21 protein-coding genes and 1 pseudogene are annotated in these 17,612 nt (G+C 64.1%); 19 read left to right on the top strand and 3 right to left on the bottom strand.

What is annotated here, in order from left to right; genetic code table 11:
• The first annotated feature begins 26 nt into the window (after positions 1–26).
• The 19 genes from rplE (at position 27) to NEI07_RS09435 (ending at position 12,471) form a co-directional block, all read left to right on the top strand.
• Positions 27–557: a 50S ribosomal protein L5 gene (gene rplE / locus NEI07_RS09525; protein ID WP_407659877.1), complete on the top strand. Its 531-nt coding sequence runs from the start codon at positions 27–29 to the stop codon at positions 555–557.
• A gap of 47 nt (positions 558–604) precedes the next feature.
• Positions 605–910 carry a 30S ribosomal protein S14 gene (gene rpsN, locus NEI07_RS09520; protein WP_014890750.1) on the top strand — a complete coding sequence of 102 codons (306 nt, stop codon included), beginning with the start codon at positions 605–607 and terminating at the stop codon, positions 908–910.
• Positions 911–920: 10 nt separating this feature from the next.
• Complete coding sequence (gene rpsH, locus NEI07_RS09515; protein ID WP_014890749.1) at positions 921–1,319, top strand: 30S ribosomal protein S8; 399 nt, start codon at positions 921–923, stop codon at positions 1,317–1,319.
• A 32-nt stretch (positions 1,320–1,351) separates the two neighbouring features.
• On the top strand, positions 1,352–1,885 hold the full coding sequence (gene rplF, locus NEI07_RS09510) for a 50S ribosomal protein L6 (RefSeq protein ID WP_256034228.1): 534 nt from the start codon (positions 1,352–1,354) through the stop codon (positions 1,883–1,885).
• Positions 1,886–1,894: 9 nt separating this feature from the next.
• Positions 1,895–2,257, top strand: a complete 363-nt coding sequence (gene rplR / locus NEI07_RS09505) for a 50S ribosomal protein L18 (protein ID WP_018406008.1) — start codon at positions 1,895–1,897, stop codon at positions 2,255–2,257.
• A 138-nt stretch (positions 2,258–2,395) separates the two neighbouring features.
• Entirely contained in the window at positions 2,396–2,968 is a 573-nt protein-coding gene (rpsE, locus tag NEI07_RS09500) for a 30S ribosomal protein S5 (protein WP_014890746.1), read from the top strand.
• 11 nt (positions 2,969–2,979) lie between these two features.
• Positions 2,980–3,189 carry a 50S ribosomal protein L30 gene (gene rpmD / locus NEI07_RS09495; protein ID WP_256034226.1) on the top strand — a complete coding sequence of 70 codons (210 nt, stop codon included), beginning with the start codon at positions 2,980–2,982 and terminating at the stop codon, positions 3,187–3,189.
• Between the two features lie 10 nt (positions 3,190–3,199).
• Positions 3,200–3,676 (top strand): 50S ribosomal protein L15, encoded by a 477-nt coding sequence (gene rplO / locus NEI07_RS09490; RefSeq protein ID WP_256034224.1) that lies wholly within the window; start codon positions 3,200–3,202, stop codon positions 3,674–3,676.
• Between the two features lie 152 nt (positions 3,677–3,828).
• On the top strand, positions 3,829–5,169 hold the full coding sequence (gene secY / locus NEI07_RS09485; protein ID WP_123176880.1) for a preprotein translocase subunit SecY: 1,341 nt from the start codon (positions 3,829–3,831) through the stop codon (positions 5,167–5,169).
• The gene (locus NEI07_RS09480; protein ID WP_256034220.1) at positions 5,166–5,753 is read left to right on the top strand and encodes an adenylate kinase; all 588 of its coding nucleotides are present in this window, start codon (positions 5,166–5,168) and stop codon (positions 5,751–5,753) included. Before secY ends, NEI07_RS09480 begins: the two co-directional genes overlap by 4 nt.
• Before the next feature lie 209 nt (positions 5,754–5,962).
• Positions 5,963–6,331 (top strand): 30S ribosomal protein S13, encoded by a 369-nt coding sequence (rpsM, locus tag NEI07_RS09475; RefSeq protein WP_256034219.1) that lies wholly within the window; start codon positions 5,963–5,965, stop codon positions 6,329–6,331.
• 122 nt (positions 6,332–6,453) lie between these two features.
• On the top strand, positions 6,454–6,843 hold the full coding sequence (gene rpsK / locus NEI07_RS09470) for a 30S ribosomal protein S11 (RefSeq protein ID WP_014890740.1): 390 nt from the start codon (positions 6,454–6,456) through the stop codon (positions 6,841–6,843).
• Positions 6,844–6,922: 79 nt separating this feature from the next.
• Entirely contained in the window at positions 6,923–7,942 is a 1,020-nt protein-coding gene (locus tag NEI07_RS09465) for a DNA-directed RNA polymerase subunit alpha (RefSeq protein ID WP_256034218.1), read from the top strand.
• 180 nt (positions 7,943–8,122) lie between these two features.
• Positions 8,123–8,536 (top strand): 50S ribosomal protein L17, encoded by a 414-nt coding sequence (rplQ, locus tag NEI07_RS09460; RefSeq protein ID WP_256034217.1) that lies wholly within the window; start codon positions 8,123–8,125, stop codon positions 8,534–8,536.
• A gap of 257 nt (positions 8,537–8,793) precedes the next feature.
• The gene (locus tag NEI07_RS09455; RefSeq protein ID WP_256034216.1) at positions 8,794–10,284 is read left to right on the top strand and encodes a DegQ family serine endoprotease; all 1,491 of its coding nucleotides are present in this window, start codon (positions 8,794–8,796) and stop codon (positions 10,282–10,284) included.
• A gap of 8 nt (positions 10,285–10,292) precedes the next feature.
• Complete coding sequence (gene cutA, locus NEI07_RS09450) at positions 10,293–10,610, top strand: divalent-cation tolerance protein CutA (RefSeq protein ID WP_256034215.1); 318 nt, start codon at positions 10,293–10,295, stop codon at positions 10,608–10,610.
• A 96-nt stretch (positions 10,611–10,706) separates the two neighbouring features.
• On the top strand, positions 10,707–11,678 hold the full coding sequence (gene sppA, locus NEI07_RS09445) for a signal peptide peptidase SppA (protein WP_256034214.1): 972 nt from the start codon (positions 10,707–10,709) through the stop codon (positions 11,676–11,678).
• A gap of 45 nt (positions 11,679–11,723) precedes the next feature.
• Entirely contained in the window at positions 11,724–12,014 is a 291-nt protein-coding gene (gene ihfB / locus NEI07_RS09440) for an integration host factor subunit beta (protein ID WP_014890734.1), read from the top strand.
• A gap of 115 nt (positions 12,015–12,129) precedes the next feature.
• Positions 12,130–12,471 carry a LapA family protein gene (locus NEI07_RS09435; protein ID WP_256034213.1) on the top strand — a complete coding sequence of 114 codons (342 nt, stop codon included), beginning with the start codon at positions 12,130–12,132 and terminating at the stop codon, positions 12,469–12,471.
• 73 nt (positions 12,472–12,544) lie between these two features.
• Here the strand turns inward: NEI07_RS09435 and NEI07_RS09430 are convergent, their stop codons facing one another.
• The 3 genes and pseudogenes from NEI07_RS09430 to NEI07_RS09420 form a co-directional block, all read right to left on the bottom strand.
• Positions 12,545–15,844, bottom strand: a complete 3,300-nt coding sequence (locus NEI07_RS09430; RefSeq protein WP_256034212.1) for an error-prone DNA polymerase — start codon at positions 15,842–15,844, stop codon at positions 12,545–12,547.
• Complete coding sequence (locus NEI07_RS09425) at positions 15,841–17,205, bottom strand: Y-family DNA polymerase (RefSeq protein WP_256034233.1); 1,365 nt, start codon at positions 17,203–17,205, stop codon at positions 15,841–15,843. The genes NEI07_RS09430 and NEI07_RS09425 overlap by 4 nt, the downstream gene beginning before the upstream one ends.
• Before the next feature lie 91 nt (positions 17,206–17,296).
• Positions 17,297–17,612 (bottom strand): annotated as a pseudogene (locus NEI07_RS09420) (hypothetical protein); the annotation flags it as partial.

The following is a 17,612-nucleotide window of genomic DNA, read 5'->3' as shown; positions in this document are numbered from 1 at the left end:
GCGCCGACGGCGCCTATGTGCCGCGCATGCGGAAGCATTACGAAGAGGTCGTGCGCGAGACGCTGCAGAAGCAGTTCGGATATAAGAACGCGCTCGAAGTGCCGACGATCGAGAAGATCGTGCTCAACATGGGCGTCGGCGAGTCCGTCAACGACAGCAAGAAGGCGACGTCGGCGGCGAGCGACCTTGGCCTTATCGCCGGTCAGAAGCCGGTCGTCACCCGCGCGCGCAAGGCGATCTCGACCTTCAAGTTGAGAGAGAACATGCCGATCGGCGCGAAGGTGACGCTGCGCAAGACGCGGATGTATGAGTTTCTTGATCGTCTGATCACCGTGGCGCTGCCGCGCGTGCGCGACTTCCGCGGATTGAATCCGAAGTCGTTCGACGGACGCGGGAATTATGCGCTCGGCATCAAGGAGCACATCGTTTTCCCCGAAATCGACTACGACAAGGCGGAGTCGATCCTGGGCATGGACGTGATCGTTTGCACGACGGCCAAGACCGACGAAGAGGCGCGCGCCTTGCTGAAGGCGTTCAATTTCCCGTTCCGGCAGTGAGGGCGTAACGGCTCCTCAAACGCGGATACTGAAAGGCGAAACTGGTAATGGCGAAGAAAAGCGCGATTGAGAACAACAAGCGGAAGCGAAGGCTCGTGAAGTCCTACGCCGGGCGGCGCGCACGGCTGAAGGCGGTCGCGAACGACAAGACGCTGAGCGTCGAAGAGCAGTTCGAGGCGCGTCTCAAGCTTGCTGAGCTCCCGCGCAATTCCGCGCCCGTTCGCGTGCGCAACCGCTGCGAAGTGTCGGGGCGTCCGCGCGGCTTTTATCGCAAGCTGAAAATGTCGCGCATTGCGCTGCGCGAATTGGGGTCCCGCGGCCTGGTGCCCGGCCTCGTGAAGTCAAGCTGGTAAGGAGACGCAGATGGCGATCAACGATCCATTGGGCGATCTCCTCACCCGCATCCGCAACGCGCAGATGCGCCGCAAGGATAAGGTCTCCTCTCCCGGCTCGAAGCTGCGCGCGCATGTGCTCGACGTGCTGAAGGAAGAGGGCTATATCCGCGGCTATAGCAGCACCGACTTCGGCAATGGCCGGACCGAGTTCGAGATCGAACTGAAATATTTCGACGGCGAACCGGTCATCAAGCAGATCGAGCGCGTGTCGCGTCCGGGCCGCCGCGTCTATGCGGCGGTTGACGCAGTGCCGCGCGTGGCGAATGGCCTCGGCGTCACCATCGTGTCGACGCCGAAGGGCGTCATGGCCGATCACGCGGCGCGCGAGAATAATGTCGGTGGCGAGGTGCTGTGCAAGGTCTTCTAGACCTTGCGCCTCATCAAACAGGATTTGCAACCATGTCTCGTATCGGCAAGAAGCCTGTCGTCATTCCCGCCGGCGTCACCGCCAAGGTGGACGGTCAGCTCGTGCAGGTGAAGGGCGCGAAGGGCCAGCTGGAGTTCCTGGCGCCCGACGACGTTTCCGTCGTCCAGCAGGACAACGCCATCTCGGTCGACCCGCGCAATGAAACCAAGCGCGCCCGCGCGCTGTGGGGCACGGCGCGCGCCCAGATCAACAATATCGTCGTCGGCGTGACCACGGGCTTTGAGAAGAAGCTTGAGATCACCGGCGTCGGCTATCGCGCCTCGGTGCAGGGAAAAACGCTGCAACTCGCGCTCGGCTATTCGCATGACGTGAGCTATCCGATTCCGGCCGGCATCGCGATCGTGACGCCGAAGCCGACGGAAATCAGCGTCAGCGGCATGGATCGGCGCCAGGTCGGTCAAGTCGCCGCCGAGATCCGCGCCCTGCGCCCGCCCGAGCCCTACAAGGGCAAGGGCGTCAAATACGCCAATGAATTCATCTTCCGCAAGGAAGGCAAGAAGAAGTAAGGACCCGCCATGGCCAGGGATGTCAAAGTCGAACAGCGTCGAAAGGCGCGGGTGCGCCGGGCGATCCGTGAACGCGCCAAAGGGCGGTTGCGCCTTTCGGTGTTTCGCTCGTCCAAGCAGATCTATGCGCAGATCATCGACGACGAGAAGGGCGCGACGGTCGCCGCCGCCTCTTCGCTCGAGAAGGCGAACCGAGAGGGTCTGAAGACCGGCGCGGACGTCGAGGCGGCGAAGGTCGTCGGCAAGCTTCTCGCGGAGCGCGCCGTCGCCAAGGGCGTCAAAGAGGTCGTTTTCGACCGCGGCGCGTACATGTATCACGGGCGCGTCAAGGCGCTGGCCGACGGCGCTCGCGAGGGCGGTCTGGAGTTTTAACAGGGGGCGCGCGCCGTTGAGGGCGTGCGCTTCTCGCGCGGAATGCGTGCCGGCGCAGATGCGCCGGGCGTCGATCCGATGGGTCGGCAGTGAAGGAAGCGAGCGGCGCATCACGCCGCGTAAGTGACGGAAGAGACAATGGCGCGTGAAGGAGAAGGCGGTCGCGGCCGCGATCGGGATCGTGACGATCGCGACGGCGAATTTGTGGATCGTCTGGTCCACATCAATCGCGTCGCGAAGGTGGTGAAGGGCGGCAGGCGTTTCGGCTTCGCCGCGCTCGTCGTCGTCGGCGACCAGAAGGGCCGCGTTGGCTATGGACACGGCAAGGCGCGCGAAGTGCCTGAGGCGATCCGCAAGGCGACGGAAGCGGCGAAGCGCGCGTTGATCCGCGTGCCGCTGCGCGAAGGCCGCACGCTGCATCATGACGTTCATGGCCGCCACGGCGCGGGCCGCGTCATCCTGCGCGCGGCGCCGGCGGGCACCGGAATCATCGCCGGCGGTCCAATGCGCGCGATTTTCGAAACGCTGGGCATGCACGACGTCGTGGCGAAGAGCCAGGGGTCGTCCAATCCCTACAACATGATCCGCGCGACCTTCGATGCGCTCGGCCGCGAAGACTCGCCGCGCTCCGTCGCGGCGCGCCGCTCGCTTAAAGTTTCGGTGCTGCAGTCGCGCCGTCAAGGCGTCGACGCCGACGCCGTCGACGCGTAAGGAGACGACCCATGACGAAGAGCACGCAGCAGATCGTCGTCGAACAGATCGGCAGCCCGATCGGCCGTCCCGAACGGCAGCGCCGCACGCTTCTCGGCCTCGGCCTGACGCGCATCGGCCGCCGCCGCGCGCTGGAAGACACGCCGGCCGTGCGCGGGATGATCGCTAAGGTGGCGCATCTCGTGAAAATCGTCGACGCCAAAAACGTCGACGGGAAGTGAGGACGCGGCCATGAAACTCAATGAAATTACCGACAATCCCGGCGCCAGCAAGAACCGCATGCGCGTCGGCCGCGGCATCGGCTCCGGCAAGGGCAAGACCGGCGGACGCGGCGTCAAGGGCCAGAAGGCGCGCACCGGCGTGGCGATCAAGGGCTTCGAGGGCGGTCAGATGCCGTTGCATCGGCGCCTGCCGAAGCGCGGATTCTACAATCCGTTCTCGACGCACTACAACGAAGTCAATCTCGGGCGCATTCAGCAGGCGCTCGACGCCGGCAAGCTCGACGCCAGCGCGCCGGTGACGATCGAGGCGCTGCTTGCGGCCGGCGTCGTCACCAGGCCGCGCGACGGCGTTAAGATCCTGGGCCAGGGCGAGTTGAAGACAAAGCTCGCCTTCGAGGTCTCGGCGGCCTCCAAATCGGCGGTCGCGGCCATCGAGGGCGCCGGCGGCTCCGTGAAACTTCTCGCCGGCGAGACGCCGGCGCAATAAAGCAAAAAAGCGCGGCCGCTCTCGCATGAGCGGCTGCGCTGTTTTATACCAATCGCTCCGAACGGAGCGGGCGAGCCTCGACGGTTACACGGCGAGCGCTTAGTCCAACAAAATGCGTCGCGTCGACAGCGGCGCGAAAGGGGAGTTCCTTCATGGCATCGGCAGCCGAGCAGCTCGCGGCCAACGTCAATCTCTCCGCCTTCGGCAAATCCGAGGAATTGAAAAAGCGCATCCTGTTCACGCTGGGCGCGCTGATCGTCTATCGCCTCGGCACCTACGTGCCGCTGCCGGGCATCGACCCCGAGGCTTTCGCGAAAAGCTTTTTTGGCCAGTCGAAGGGCATGCTGGAGCTCTTCAACATGTTCGCGGGCGGCGCCGTGCAGCGCCGCGCGATCTTCGCGCTCAACATCATGCCGTATATTTCGGCGTCGATTATCATCCAGCTGCTGACGTCGGTGATTCCGACGCTGGAGACGCTGAAGAAAGAGGGCGAGCAGGGCCGCAAGGTCCTCAACCAATATACCCGCTACCTTACCGTTGCGCTCGCGACGTTCCAGGCCTACGCGATGGCCATCGGGCTGGAGGGCCAGCAGGGCGTCGTCACCGATCCGGGCATATTCTTCCGCATCACCACGGTCGTGACGCTGGTCGGCGGCACGATGTTCCTGATGTGGCTTGGCGAGCAGATCACCTCTCGCGGAATTGGCAACGGCTCCTCGCTCATTATCTTCGCGGGCATCGTCGCCGCGTTTCCATCGGCGATTGTGTCGACCTTGGAGCTGGGCCGGCAGGGCGCCATTTCGACGGCGCTGATCATCGGCGTCATCGTCATGTCCTTCGCCGTCGTCGCCTTCATCGTGTTCATGGAGCGGGCGCAGCGGCGCCTGCTGATCACCTATCCCAAGCGCCAGCACGGCAACCGGGTCTATGAGGGACAGACGTCGTTCCTGCCGCTGAAGCTGAACACGTCCGGCGTCATCCCGCCGATCTTCGCATCGTCGCTGCTGCTGTTGCCGACGACCGTGGCGAATTTCTACCAGTCGACCGGCAGCGAAAGCGTCTTCGCGACGATCTCCGCCTATTTCGGCCACGGGCGGCCGCTGTATATGCTCGCCTATGTCGGATTGATCGTGTTCTTCGCCTTCTTCTACACCGCGATCGTCTTCAATCCGGTCGAGACGGCGGACAATCTCAAGAAGCACGGTGGTTTCGTGCCGGGCATTCGCCCAGGCGAACGCACGGCGAAATTCATCGACGAAGTGCTGATGCGGATCACGGTGCTCGGCGCGGCCTATCTGGCGGTGATCTGCATCATTCCGGAAGGGCTCATCGCCTACGCCAATCTGCCGTTCTATTTCGGCGGCACGTCGCTGCTCATCGTCGTCAGCGTCACCATGGATACTGTGGCGCAGATCCACGGTCATATGCAGGCGCAGCAATATGAGGGGCTGATTCGCAAGACCAAGCTTCGCGGCGGGAAACGCGCCCGATGAGGCTGGTGCTGCTCGGTCCGCCGGGGGCCGGCAAGGGAACGCAGGCGGCGCGTCTCGTCGAAAAGCACGGCGTGCCGCAGCTCTCGACGGGAGACATGCTGCGCGCCGCGGTCGCGGCGAAAACGCCGATTGGACTGAGGGCCAAGGAGATCATGGACGCTGGCGCGCTGGTGCCGGACGAGGTCGTGATCGGCTTGATCGACGAACGGCTCGGCGCGGCTGACTGCGCCAACGGGTTCATTCTCGACGGCTTCCCGCGCACGGTGGCGCAAGCCGAGGCGCTGCAGGATCTGCTCGAGCGCCGAGGCTTAACGCTCGACGCCGTGCTCGAGCTTGCCGTCAACGAAGGCGCGCTCGTCGACCGGATGCGCAAACGCGTCGATGAAACCCGCGCCGCGGGCGGCGCGGTGCGCGCAGACGACAATCCGGAAAGCTTCAAGACGCGGCTCGAAGCCTATCGGGCCCAAACGGCCCCGGTGTCGGCGCACTACGCCAAGCGTAGCGAACTGACCAAGATCGACGGCATGGCGCCGATCGAGGATGTCACCGCGGAGATCGATCGCGCCCTGTCGGGCGCCGGCTAGGTTTTTTCGCGAAGTCGCTTGACCATCTGGCCACTGGCCCCTAAATAGATAGCCTTCACGTTGTTGGACAGGCGGCTCCGGCTCCCGGATTGGGGGGGCGGGGCCTGTTTTCGTATGAAGACGGTTCGCAACCGTCCGCATGGGCCGGGCTCCACCGGACGCGGGCGTCATCCCGGAGCTTAAGGCTCCTTCTCACATGGAGAGACAAAGTGGCCCGAATTGCAGGCGTCAATATCCCGACGAACAAGCGCGTCGTCATCGCGCTCCAATATATCCACGGCATTGGCGCCAAGAAGGCCGAGGAAATCTGCGAAAAGGTGAACATCCCGGCCGAGCGCCGCGTGGCGCAACTCACCGACGCGGAAGTTCTGCAAATTCGCGAAACCATCGACCGCGACTACATGGTCGAAGGCGATCTGCGCCGCGAGGTCGCGATCAACATCAAGCGCTTGATGGATCTTGGCTGCTATCGCGGCCTGCGCCATCGCCGTCAGCTCCCCGTGCGCGGCCAGCGCACGCACACCAACGCCCGCACCCGCAAGGGCAAGGCGAAGCCGATCGCCGGCAAGAAGAAGTAATTCCGGCAGTCGTAGGTCGGCCCTCGGCATTCGGTTTTACCGACTGCCGAAGCCCGACTCCGAATGTCCAGGTGGAGCCGCTGGAATTACGGCGGCGTCGATATCGAAAGGCAGACTGAACAATGGCTAAGGACACAACGCGCGTTCGTCGCCGCGAGCGCAAGAACATCGTTTCCGGCGTCGCGCATGTGAATTCGACGTTCAACAATACCATGATCACCATCACCGACGCGCAGGGCAATACTGTGTCGTGGTCGTCCGCAGGGTCGATGGGATTTAAAGGCTCGCGCAAATCCACGCCCTACGCCGCGCAGATGGCCGCCGAAGACGCCGCCCGCAAGGCCGGCGAGCACGGCGTGCGCACGCTTGAAGTGGAAGTCTCCGGTCCGGGCTCCGGCCGTGAGTCGGCGCTTCGCGCCTTGCAGGCGGCGGGCTTCACGGTCACTTCGATCCGCGATGTGACTCCCATTCCGCACAACGGCTGCCGTCCGCGCAAGCGCCGCCGCGTCTGAGTTCATTGTCTGATTTGATTTCGCGCGGCGCGGCGCATGCCCGGCGCCGCACTCAGGAGCTTCAAGGAAAGGCCTCCACGTGAGCATCCAGAAGAACTGGCAGGAACTCATCAAGCCGAACAAGCTCGAAGTCACCGCCGGAGACGATCCCAAGCGCGTCGCGACCGCGGTCGCCGAGCCGCTGGAGCGCGGTTTTGGCGTGACGCTTGGCAACGCCCTGCGCCGCATTCTGCTGTCGTCGTTGCAAGGCGCGGCGATCACGTCGATTCACATCGACGGCGTGCTGCACGAGTTCTCGTCGATCCCCGGCGTGCGTGAGGACGTGACCGACATCGTCCTCAACATCAAGGACATCGCCATCAAATATCAGGGCGATGGCATGAAGCGCCTGACGCTCAAGAAGACGGGACCGGGAGTCGTCACCGCGGGCGACATCCAGGTGACGGGCGACGTGCAGGTCCTCAACCCCGAACTCGTCATCTGCACGCTCGACGAAGGCGCCGAGATCCGCATCGAGTTCACCGTCGCCAACGGCAAGGGCTATGCGCCCGCCGACCGCAACCGCGCCGAAGACGCCCCGATCGGCCTCATTCCGATCGACAGCCTCTATTCGCCGGTCAAGAAGGTCAGCTATCGCGTCGAAAACACCCGCGAGGGCCAGGTTCTCGACTATGACAAGCTGACGCTGACCGTCGAGACGAATGGCGCGATGAGCCCGGAAGACGCGATCGCCTATTCGGCGCGCATTCTGCAGGACCAGCTCAACGTCTTCGTCAATTTCGAAGAGCCGCGCCGCGAGGAGGCCGCGCCGTCGATTCCGCAGCTCGCCTTCAATCCGGCGCTGCTGAAGAAGGTGGACGAGCTGGAGCTTTCGGTGCGTTCGGCGAACTGCCTGAAGAACGACAATATCGTCTACATCGGCGACCTGATCCAGAAGTCGGAAGCGGAGATGCTGCGCACGCCGAACTTTGGACGCAAGTCCTTGAACGAGATCAAGGAAGTATTGGCGCAGATGGGTCTGCATCTCGGCATGGAAGTTCCCGGCTGGCCGCCGGAGAACATTGACGATCTCGCGAAGAGATTCGAGGAGCATTATTGAGTTTCCCCCTTCTCCCGATTGCGGGAGAAGGTGTCGCGCGAATGCGCGACGGATGAGGGCGCGGGAAATACCCTCACCTGACCCCGCTTCGCGGGGCCACCCTCTCCCGCGAGCGGGAGAGGGAAATAATGGAGACGGCCGTTCCTTGGCACGGCGGCCGCATAATCAACGGAGAGCCGCATGTATCACGGTCACAAGAAGCGCCGCTTCGGGCGCACGCATGAGCACCGCAAGGCGATGTTCGCCAATATGGCGCAGGCGCTCATCAAGCATGAGCAGATTGTCACGACGCTGCCGAAGGCGAAGGATCTGCGTCCCGTCGTTGAAAAGCTCGTGACGCTGGGCAAGCGCGGCGACCTCCATGCGCGCCGGCAGGCGATCGCCAAGATCAAGGACGTCAAGCTCGTCGGCAAGCTCTTCGACGTGCTCGGACCTCGCTACAAGGATCGCAACGGCGGCTATACGCGCGTGCTGAAGGCGGGCTTCCGCTACGGCGACAACGCGCCGCTCGCGGTCATCGAATTCGTCGATCGCGACGTGAACGCCAAAGGGCAGGACTCCGGACCGGTCCACGAAGGCGAAGCGGCGGCGTAACCGGCTCAAGGGCGACCGCTTCGATCGTCATGACGATCAGCAATCGCGGCGTCGTGTCTCGGTCATCGGGATGCGGCGCCGAAAGCATTTTCAGAGCAAGTCCGAGAACCTCGCGCGAACGCCGCATGTCCGACGACCATACGTCCGGCTGGCGCTCGACGACGCATCTCGCGCAGTAAGATCATTGCGGCGCATCCTTATCGTCTCGCGTCTTTGCGTCTATAAATGCGCCGGGAAAACGAGCTACGGAGCGCTTCATGAAGATTTTGGCGCGTCACATTATGATGACTGCGGCGCTCGCCTGCGCCTTCTCTGCGTCCTTGGCCTCCGCGCGCGCCGAAGTTTCGCCTGAAGCGGCTCAGACCGCTTCGCCAAGGCCGCCTGGCCGTGTCGAGAGCTTTACGCCGCCGGCGCCCGATCGCGCCGTGCCGACGAGCCGCGGCGAGCTGATTTATTCCTTCGCGCCGGTGGTCAAAAAAGCGCAGCCGGCCGTTGTCAACGTCTTCGCCTCGCGCGTCGAGCGCATGCCCGCCAATCCGCTTTTCGATGACCCGATCTTTCGTCGCTTTTTTGGCGAGGGCGGCGGCATGCCGGGGCGCAACATGGCCCAATCGCTGGGCTCGGGCGTGATCGTCGATCAGAGCGGCCTTGTCGTCACCAACAATCACGTGATCGAGGGCATGACCGATGTGAAGGTGGCGCTCGCCGACAAGCGCGAAGTCGCCGCCAAGATTTTGTTACGCGATCCGCGCACCGATCTCGCGGTGCTGAAGCTGGTCGACGGCGCCAATTTTCCGACGATGGAGCTTGGCGATTCGGACGCGCTCGAAGTCGGCGATCTGACGCTCGCGATCGGCAATCCCTTTGGCGTCGGTCAAACGGTGACGCAAGGCATTATTTCGGCGCTTTCGCGCACCCATGTCGGCATCAGCGACTATGGCTTCTTCATTCAGACGGACGCGGCGATCAATCCCGGCAACTCGGGCGGACCGCTGGTCGACATGAACGGGCGCGTCGTCGGCATCAATTCCGCGATCTTCTCGAAGTCCGGCGGATCGGTCGGCATCGGCTTCGCCATCCCCGTCAATATGGTCAAGAGCGTGATCGCCGCCGCGAAGGGCGGCGGCAAGCAGGTGCGACGGGCCTGGATGGGCGCGACGCTGCAAACGCTCTCGCAGGAGATCGCCGACGGCCTCGGGCTCGATCGTCCCACCGGCGCTCTGCTGGCCGACGTCGATCCAAAGGGGCCGTCAGCTGAAGCCGGTCTAAAGCGCGGCGACGTCATTATCTCGGTCGACGGCCAGACGGCCGATGACCCGGAGGCGGTCGGCTATCGGCTTGCCACCAAGCCGATTGGCGGGCAGGCGACGCTCGGCGTATTGCGCGGCGGCAAAAAGATTGTCGCGCAAATTCGACTCGCGCCGGCGCCGGAAACGCCGCCGCGCGACGCGATAAGGATAAAGGGCGCATCGCCCTTCGCCGGGGCGACGGTCATGAATATTTCTCCCGCGGTCATCGAAGAGATGTCGGTGCAGGGAACGACCAATGGCGTCGTCGTGTCCGAGATCGATGACGGCTCCTACGCGCAGCAGCTCAATCTGCAGCGCGGCGACATAATTCTCGCCGTCAATGATCAAAAGATCGGGACGACGCGCGACCTGGAGAGCGTAACGGCAGGGCGCGCCTATTATTGGAAGATCACCCTGGCGCGCGGCGGACAGGTGTTCACGACCGTCATCGGCGGCTAAGATTGGGGATGAGCGCGCTTGCGATCCTCGTCACGACGATCGAAGACGAGGAAAAGGCGCGCGCGCTCGCCCGGGCGGCGCTCTCCGCAAAGCTCGCCGCTTGTGTTCAGATACATCCCATTCGCAGCCATTACGTCTGGAAGGACGAGATGCGGGAAGAGCCTGAGTTCTTGTTGCACATGAAAGCGCGCGGCGACGACTATCCGGCGCTTGCCGAACTGGTCCGCCGTCTGCATAGCTATGAGACGCCGGAAATTCTGCGCATCGACGTCGCCGAGGCGGACCGAGATTATCTCGCCTGGGCGATGGAGGCGACGCGACGGTAAGCGCGCCGGCGGAGCGTCTTCCAAATCGCCGATCTCGGCATTACCTTTCCTGCGCGGCGACGCTCTGTGCGCCGCGCCAGCCTTCGGGACCCTTGGATGTCACCTCCCACCGATTATTTCGTTGATCGCCGCAGGCTTCGCCGCAAGCTCGGCTGGTGGCGTCTCGCCGCCCTGATCGCCTTAGGTCTGGCGGGCTTCGTCGCTGTGGTGCGGCTCGGCGGCGCCGATTCGGCCGATAAGCTCACGCCGCATATCGCCCGTCTCGAGCTGCAGGGCGTCATTACCGGCGACGACGATACAATCGATATGATCAAGAAGATCGGGGAGTCGAACCAGACGAAGGCTCTGCTGCTGGAGATTGAGAGTCCCGGCGGCACGACGACAGGCTCGGAACGGCTCTATGAGGAGCTTCGGCGCGTTGCGGAGAAGAAGCCCGTCGTCGCCGTTGTCGGAACGGTGGCCGCGTCCGGCGCCTATATCGCCGCGCTTGCCGCCGATACGATCGTTGCGCGCGGCAATTCGCTCGTCGGCTCGATCGGCGTGCTGTTCCAATATCCCAACGTCTCGAAGCTGCTCAATAATTGGGGCGTCGAGGTCGAGACGGTAAAATCATCGCCGCTCAAGGCCGCGCCCAACGGGCTCGAACCGACGAGCCCCGAGGCGCGCGAGGCGGTCGCCAGTCTTGTCGCCGACTCCTACGCCTGGTTTAAGAACCTCGTTCGAGATCGGCGTAATCTCGACGAGGCGGAACTCGCGAAGGTCTCTGACGGCCGTGTCTTCACCGCGCGGCAGGGCGTGCCGCTGAAGCTCGTCGATCTCATCGGCGGCCAACGCGAGGCCATCGACTGGCTGGTCGCCAACAAGGGTATTGCGAAAGACATGCCTGTACGCGAGTGGAAGAAGAAATCCAGCCTCGAGCGGCTTGGGCTTGTCGGCGCCGCCGCCGGGCTCGCGCGGGTCGCCGGATTGGAAACGATCGCCGGTTTTTTAGAAAAATCAATCCTGCTCGAACGGAGCGGCGAGCTTGACGGCCTTTTGGCGATTTGGCAGCATTCGGCCGCCAACTGACTCGGGCGTCGCGTTGCTTTCGACGCCAACACATTGGATCGGCTCATGATAAAGTCCGAACTTATTCAACGTATCGCGCGCCGAAACGGCCATCTGTACCAGCGCGACGTCGAGACGATCGTCAGCACGATTCTCGACGAGATCACCTCTGCGCTGGCGCGGGGGGATCGCGTCGAATTGCGGGGCTTCGGCGCTTTTTCGGTCAAGAAGCGCGATGCGCGCACCGGCCGCAACCCGCGCACTGGCGCGCAGGTTTCGGTGCAGCAAAAGAGCGTGCCATTCTTCAAAACCGGAAAAGAGATGCGCGAGCGCCTCAATGAGAATTATCCGGGCTGAGGCGATTTAAAGCGGCTGCGTCCTCTCGGTCTCGGGACGCGCGGCAGCGGCGAAGCGGCGGCTGTATGTGGCGGCTGCCCAGCGTGTCGCGCGGCGCCGGCAAGAGGGAGATGTTATGAAGTCCATCCTGCGCGTCATCGTTTTCGTTCCTCTGGCGCTCATCATTCTGTTTTTCTCGATGGCCAACCGCGGCTCGGTGCGCATCGGGCTTGATCCCTTCGCGCCGAACGACGGATCGGGTCCTTCTTTCGAGGCGCCGATCTTCCTCGTCGTTCTGGCGTCCATAGCGATTGGCGTGCTCGCGGGCGGGATCTCTTCCTGGCTTGGGCATCTCTCCGTGCGCCGCGCCGCGAAGGTCGCTCGGGCCGAGGCGCGCAAGACGCGTGTGGAGATCGAGAAGCTGCGTCAGCAGGCGTTGGCGAGCCTGCCGGCCGATAAGAGAGTGAAGAGCAGTTAAGTGGCCGTCTCTCGCTGCGCCTTGGGGCGCGCCCGATCACATGGAATCATGTGATCGATAAGGAATTCGCGCTCTAGTGAAAATCCCGCGACTTCGGCAAAATTCGAACATTGCGCGGATGGCCGCCGCGCGGATGCTGGGGATGGATGAATTCGTCGGCGCGAGACGGGACGATTTCCGGCCGATGCGCTTCTGACAGCCTATTGAGCTCTTGGCTGCGGTCGATAATGCGCTGCGCCATCAGATGCACGACATTCTCGGGACTCTTCTGCACCCTTCCTTCCACCAGCATGAGTCGTGAGGCCATCGTCTCGCGGCGGTAGCGCTCGAAGAGCCGCGCCCAGATGACGATATTGAGGACGCCGGTTTCGTCTTCGAGCGTGACGAAAATGGCGTTGCCCTGTCCGGGCCGCTGCCGCACCAGCACGACGCCGGCGCCGCGCGCAAAGGCGCCGTCAGTGAGCGCCGAAACTTCCGCGCAGGTCCTGATCCGTTCGCGCGTGAAAATCGGCCGCAGCACCGCCATTGGATGGGCTTTCAGCGAAAGCCGCAGCGTCTGATAATCGGCGGCGACATGTTCGCCGAGCGACATCTGCGGCAGCATCGGATCTTGTTCCTTAGCGAGTTCGCGCGCGTCGGCGGCGGCAAAGAGCGGCAGGGGTTTGGCGTCCGGCAGACGCCGCACAGCCCAGAGCGCATCGCGGCGGTCGCTTCGCAAAGAACGGAAGGCGTCGGCGTCGGCGAGCGCGCGCATCGTCGCGCCGTTGAGCGCCGCCCGCCGCGCGAGGTCTTCGACGCTGTCATAGGGCTTCGTCCGCGCTTCGACGATGCGATGGCCTTCGTTCTCATGCACGCCGTCCGCCTGCCGAAAGCCCAGACGCAGCGCCAAATCTCCGTCTTCCGCGCGCTCCAGCCGATTGTCCCATTCGCTGAAATTCACATCGACGGCGCGCACGTCGACGCCATGCTCGCGCGCGTCGCGCACGATCTGCGCCGGCGCGTAAAAGCCCATCGGCTGCGAATTGAGCAGCGCGCAGGCGAAGATCGCCGGATAGTGGCATTTGATCCAGGAGGAGATGTAAACGAGCTTGGCGAAGGACGCCGCGTGGCTTTCCGGAAAGCCATAGGAGCCGAAGCCCTTGATCTGTTCGAAACAGCTTTGCGCGAAGCCGCGATCATAGCCGCGCGCCGCCATGCGCTCGACCATCAGCGCCTCGAATTCATGGATCGTGCCGAGATTGCGGAAGGTCGCCATGGCGCGGCGCAGACGATTGGCTTCAACGTCGGAGAATTTCGCCGCGACCATGGCGAGCTTCATCGCCTGCTCCTGAAAGAGCGGCACGCCCTTGGTCTTTTCGAGCACCTTGCGCAATTCATCCGCCGGCCCGTGCTCCGGCGCGGGCGAGGGATAGATCACCGGCTCGCTTCCACAGCGGCGGCGCAGATAGGGATGCACCATATTGCCCTGGATCGGTCCCGGCCGCACGATCGCCACCTGAATGACGAGATCATAGAATTCACGCGGCTTCAGGCGCGGCAGCATGTTCATCTGGGCGCGACTCTCGACCTGAAAGACGCCGATGGAGTCGCCGCGACACAGCATGTCATAGGTCGCCTTGTCGTCGGCCGGCACGTCGGCGAGGCCCATGTCTTTCCCTTCATGGGCGCGCAAATAATCGAAACATTTGCGGATACAGGTGAGCATGCCGAGCGCCAGCACGTCGACCTTCATCAGGCCGAGCGCGTCGATGTCGTCCTTGTCCCATTCGATGAAGGTGCGCTCAGGCATCGCCGCGTTGGCGATGGGCGTCAGCTCGTCGAGTCGCCCGCGCGCGAGAACGAAGCCGCCGACATGCTGCGAGAGATGGCGCGGAAAACCGAGCAGGCGCGTTGCGAAATGAATGGCGCGGCGGATGACGGGATTTTCGGGATCAAGCCCGGTCTGGCGGATATAAGCCTGCGGAATGTTTGAGCCCCAACTGCCCCATTGCGTGCTGGCGAGAGCGGCGGTCACGTCCTCGGTCAGTCCGAAGACCTTGCCGACTTCGCGAATGGCGCTGCGCGGCCGGTAGCTGATGACGGTCGCGACGAGTCCGGCGCGCTCGCGGCCGTATTTGCCGTAAATATGCTGGATGATTTCTTCGCGCCGCTCATGCTCGAAATCGACGTCGATGTCGGGCGGCTCCTTGCGTTCCTGCGAGATGAATCTGGCGAAGAGCAGATCATTCTCTGCCGGATCGACGCAGGTGACGCCGAGCACATAGCAAACGGCGGAATTGGCGGCGGAGCCGCGCCCCTGGCAGAGAATCCCCTTGTCTTCGGCGATCCGCACAATGTCGTGAATGGTGAGAAAATAACGCGCATAGTCGAGCGTTTTGATGAGCGCCAGTTCTTCGCGCAGAAGCTTCTCGACCTTCTCCGGCACGCCGTCGGGATAGCGCATCGCTGCGTGGCGATAGGTCAGCTCCTCGAGCCATTCCTGGGGATTGCGCCCCGGGGGGACAGGCTCGTCCGGATATTCATATTTGAGTTGATCAAGCGAGAAATCGACGCGCGCGAGAAAAGCTTGCGTCTCCTCGATCGCCTCTGGCGCCTCAGTGAAGAGACGCGCCATTTCGTCGGGCGTCTTCAAATGACGCTCGGCGTTGACCTCCAGCCGGCGCCCGGCTTGCGCGAGCGTCACGCCTTCGCGGATGCAGGTCATGACGTCTTGCAGATCGCGCTGGCCGGGATCGGCGTAAAGCGCGTCATTCGTCGCGAGCAGGGGCGTCTGCGTTCGCGCGGCGATCTCTTTCAGTCTTGCAAGACGCCGCCTGTCGTCGCCCTGCCGCGGCATGGTCGCGCCGAGCCAGACGTCGCTTGGCGCAAGATCATTGAGACGCGCGAGCGTCGACGGCAGGCGCGTCAGATTGCGCGAAGGCATGACGATCAGCAGCAGATCGCGCGCGGCTTGCGCGAGATCGTCGACATAAAGATGGCATTCGCCTTTCTTGGCGCGCAGATTCCCTATCGTCAGCAGCCGCGTGAGCCTCGCCCAACCGTTGCGGTTTTGCGGATGAGCGACGATGTCGGGCGTCTCGTCGGCGAAGACGAGCCGCGCGCCGACGGCGAGCTTGAAGGAGTCGATGCGCGCTGCGTCGAGCTGCGCCAGAGGCGCGGCGTCGTCGCCGGCCGGCGGATCGCACAATTTTTCGCGTAGCTCCTTAAGCGCGGCATAGGCGCGCACGACCCCGGCGACGCTGTTGCGGTCGGCGACGCCAATGCCGTTATGGCCGAGCAGCAGCGCCGTCAGCGCCATGTCTGACGGATGCGACGCGCCGCGCAGAAAGGAGAAATTCGTCGCCGCGACGAGTTCGGCGAAAGGCGCGCTCATGCGAAGAGCCCATGCAGGAACCAGCGCGGCGCGGCGGTTTCGCTTTCATAGAGGCCCTCGCGAAACACCCAGAAGCGGTGGCCTTCGCGATCCTCCAGCCGGTAATAGTCGCGCGTTCGCCTGTCGCGGCCGACTGCGTTGCGCCACCATTCCGGCGCGATGCGCTCCGGCCCTTCGGCGCGGGCGATCAAATGGCGCACGCGGCGCCATTTGAAATGCATCGGCGGCCCGTCCGGGGTCTCGGCCATGGTGTCGATGGGTTGCGGCGGATCGAACAGAAACAGCGGCCGCAAGGGCGGTTCGCCCGGCTCCGGCTTCTCCCAGGAATTGGGTTTGGAAGGAGACGCCGCGTAAACATAGGAGGCGGCGCGCACGGGATCATGCGTCTCATGCGTCGCAAAGCGCAGCACGCGTTCGCGGCCAAAACGCGCCGCCAGGCGATCGACGAGATCGGCGACGTCGCTGTCCTGCGCGCCCTGCCGCTCGAAGCCGATTTGGCTTTGCGCCAGAGTTTCGGCGTTGAGGACGCAAAAGCGGATAACGTCGAAGCCGAATCCCGGATCGAGCGGATCGGCGAGCGACTCGGCCTTCAGACGAAAGAGTCGCAGTAGCGCTTCGACATTGCGCGAGGGCGCGCCGGTTTCGAAACGCAGGGCCGCCACCGCGCCGTCGGTGCGAAAGAAGCGCGCTTCAAAAGCGCGGCCGCCTTCGCCGCGCCTTTCGAGAATGCCCATCGCTTCCGCGATCAGCGGCCGCAGAACATTCTCTATCGCAGAGAGATCGAGGAAAGGCTCGGCGAAGCGCCGCTCGACCATGCATTCCGGCAAGGGCCGCAAGGGCGTGATGCGCGCGTCTTCGCGTCCCAGAATGCGGGTCAGTCGCCGCATGGTTTCCGCGCCGAAACGCGCCGTCAGCGCGGCCGAGGAACGATCGGCGAGATCGCCCAAGGTCGTGAGGCCGGCGCGCGTCAGCGCCACGCTCGTCTCTTTTGGCGCTTCGAGCGCGGCGATGGAGAGCGGGCGGGTGAAATTTTCATCCTCGCCCGGAGGCGTGACGCCTTCCGCGCCAAAACGCGCCAGCGCGCGCGCGGCGTCCGGCGTTCCGGCGACGGCGGCGCGTCCCGTGAAGGAGAGGCGCGCCAGCGCCTGTAAGATGCAGGTCCGCATCATCGCTTCGCCGCCGAAAAGATGCGCGCAGCCGGTCGCGTCGAGTATGAGGCCGCAGGGCGGATCGAGCGCGACGAGCGGCGTGAACTGTTCACAAAAGGCGGCAAGCCGTAGCGTCAGCCGCTCGTCCGCGTCAGGATCGGCCTGTGCGACGGCGAGATGGGGCGCGCGCGCCCGGGCGTCGGCGAGCGTCATGCCCGGCGTCAGGCCGAGCGCGATCGCCTTTCGATCGAGCGCGTCGATGCGCAGCGCGCTGCGTTCTTTTTTGACGAGGATGAGCGGCGCGTCATCCGAATTTGCGTCCGGCCCTCTGCGGCGCGCTTTCGTCAGGCGCTCCGCCGACAGGAAGGGAAGCCACAGGGCCAGATAGCGACGATGCGTCGAATGTTCTGTCCTCGAAGGCGCCACGGTCACGGTTCCACTCCACACGCCACTCATGCTGCTCTTGCCCTGCCGCGCCGCCGCGCTGGCGCAGCAGAAAAATCGCAAAGGCCGCTGATCCCGGCGCATTCGCCGCGAGCGCGCGGGAAGGCGCGGCGCGCACGAGCCAGCGGCTTGCGGCGGCGCTCGGCGCAGGGGAGGCGGAGACGCGCGTGACGAAG

The sequence above is a fragment of the Methylocystis suflitae genome (genome assembly GCF_024448135.1).
Lineage (GTDB): Bacteria > Pseudomonadota > Alphaproteobacteria > Rhizobiales > Beijerinckiaceae > Methylocystis > Methylocystis suflitae.
The sequence above is the reverse complement of the archived record's forward strand: the minus strand, read 5'-3'. Positions and strand labels throughout refer to the sequence as shown.

Bases quoted from the DNA above. Each gene is read 5' to 3' on its own strand.
- rpsK (WP_014890740.1), top strand. From the start codon at position 6,454: ATGGCTAAGGACACAACGCGCGTTCGTCGCCGCGAGCGCAAGAACATC.
- ihfB (WP_014890734.1), top strand. From the start codon at position 11,724: ATGATAAAGTCCGAACTTATTCAACGTATCGCGCGCCGAAACGGCCAT.
- NEI07_RS09435 (WP_256034213.1), top strand. From the start codon at position 12,130: ATGAAGTCCATCCTGCGCGTCATCGTTTTCGTTCCTCTGGCGCTCATC.
- rpsE (WP_014890746.1), top strand. From the start codon at position 2,396: ATGGCGCGTGAAGGAGAAGGCGGTCGCGGCCGCGATCGGGATCGTGAC.
- cutA (WP_256034215.1), top strand. From the start codon at position 10,293: ATGAGCGCGCTTGCGATCCTCGTCACGACGATCGAAGACGAGGAAAAG.
- NEI07_RS09425 (WP_256034233.1), bottom strand. From the start codon at position 17,205: ATGACGCTCGCCGACGCCCGGGCGCGCGCGCCCCATCTCGCCGTCGCA.
- NEI07_RS09430 (WP_256034212.1), bottom strand. From the start codon at position 15,844: ATGAGCGCGCCTTTCGCCGAACTCGTCGCGGCGACGAATTTCTCCTTT.
- NEI07_RS09480 (WP_256034220.1), top strand. From the start codon at position 5,166: ATGAGGCTGGTGCTGCTCGGTCCGCCGGGGGCCGGCAAGGGAACGCAG.
- rpsN (WP_014890750.1), top strand. From the start codon at position 605: ATGGCGAAGAAAAGCGCGATTGAGAACAACAAGCGGAAGCGAAGGCTC.
- rpmD (WP_256034226.1), top strand. From the start codon at position 2,980: ATGACGAAGAGCACGCAGCAGATCGTCGTCGAACAGATCGGCAGCCCG.
- secY (WP_123176880.1), top strand. From the start codon at position 3,829: ATGGCATCGGCAGCCGAGCAGCTCGCGGCCAACGTCAATCTCTCCGCC.
- rplO (WP_256034224.1), top strand. From the start codon at position 3,200: ATGAAACTCAATGAAATTACCGACAATCCCGGCGCCAGCAAGAACCGC.
- rplE (WP_407659877.1), top strand. From the start codon at position 27: ATGCGGAAGCATTACGAAGAGGTCGTGCGCGAGACGCTGCAGAAGCAG.
- rpsH (WP_014890749.1), top strand. From the start codon at position 921: ATGGCGATCAACGATCCATTGGGCGATCTCCTCACCCGCATCCGCAAC.
- rplR (WP_018406008.1), top strand. From the start codon at position 1,895: ATGGCCAGGGATGTCAAAGTCGAACAGCGTCGAAAGGCGCGGGTGCGC.
- rplQ (WP_256034217.1), top strand. From the start codon at position 8,123: ATGTATCACGGTCACAAGAAGCGCCGCTTCGGGCGCACGCATGAGCAC.
- NEI07_RS09455 (WP_256034216.1), top strand. From the start codon at position 8,794: ATGAAGATTTTGGCGCGTCACATTATGATGACTGCGGCGCTCGCCTGC.
- rplF (WP_256034228.1), top strand. From the start codon at position 1,352: ATGTCTCGTATCGGCAAGAAGCCTGTCGTCATTCCCGCCGGCGTCACC.
- sppA (WP_256034214.1), top strand. From the start codon at position 10,707: ATGTCACCTCCCACCGATTATTTCGTTGATCGCCGCAGGCTTCGCCGC.